Origin of the sequence: Teichococcus aestuarii (assembly GCF_042651065.1) — a bacterium.
Classification (GTDB): Bacteria; Pseudomonadota; Alphaproteobacteria; order Acetobacterales; family Acetobacteraceae; genus Pseudoroseomonas; species Pseudoroseomonas aestuarii.
Map to the genome: position 1 here is coordinate 1 of NZ_JBHSCH010000167.1, position 865 is coordinate 865.

Below are 865 nucleotides of genomic sequence, written 5' to 3' on the forward strand. Positions count from 1 at the left end.
GATCGCCGCCGTCAGCGACGTCTTGCCATGGTCCACGTGCCCGATCGTACCAATGTTGCAGTGCGGCTTGTTCCGCTCAAACTTAGCTTTCGCCATCTATCGGTCACCCTGTTGGTCCAGCGCCGACACCGGCGCACCATCTGGCCCATGACCCACCGCCCGCTCCGCTTCCCCATGAGGGAATGGAGCGGGTGACGGGAATCGAACCCGCACAACCAGCTTGGAAGGCTGGGGCTCTACCATTGAGCTACACCCGCACCGCGCGGCAGTGCCGAATCCCTGCAACCAGGGCACGGACCGCAGCGCCGTGGCGCCTCCAACCGGGAAAACTTGGCCTGCCCGGGCCCGCGACATCCGCAGACGTCGCGGGCGGGCCGGTATGGAGGGGGTTGGATTCGAACCAACGTAGGCGTGCGCCAACGGATTTACAGTCCGTCCCCTTTAGCCACTCGGGCACCCCTCCGCGCTGTTCCCGGCCGGCGGGAGCGCTGCGGACTATCTGGTTTCCGGGCGGCCTGTCAACGTGCCTCCATGCGGTTTCGCGAAGAAAGCGCCGGAAATCGCGCATGGTGCTTGCGCCGCCGCCGCCGATCCGCAGGATGCCGCGCATGTCCCGCCCTCCCCGCCGGCCCGAGGGGCCACGCCCCTCCTCCCGTTCCTCCTCACACCCGTCCTCGCGGACGCATTCTCCTGAATCCGGCCGGCCCCAGGGCCAGGCCCCCCAGGGCCAGGCCCATGGCCGCCCCCCTGGCATGCCCCACGGCGCCCAGGCCGGCGCGGGGCGCACGCCCTCCCGCACGGCCGAGGCCGAGGCGCCGCAGCGCGGCGGCGCCCGCCCCGGCCGCGCCACCCGATTCGCCGAGCG

Annotated in this window: 1 protein-coding gene and 2 tRNA genes; all 3 read right to left on the bottom strand. The window is 71.1% G+C overall.

Annotated elements, in window-relative coordinates:
* The coding region (locus ACFOY6_RS24185; RefSeq protein ID WP_372624634.1) for a GTP-binding protein at window positions 1-96 on the bottom strand (96 nt) is incomplete at its 3' end.
* A gap of 87 nt (window positions 97-183) precedes the next feature.
* Window positions 184-257 (bottom strand) — tRNA-Gly (locus ACFOY6_RS24190).
* A gap of 123 nt (window positions 258-380) precedes the next feature.
* Window positions 381-463: transfer RNA gene (locus tag ACFOY6_RS24195), tRNA-Tyr, on the bottom strand.
* Window positions 464-865: the final 402 nt, after the last annotated feature.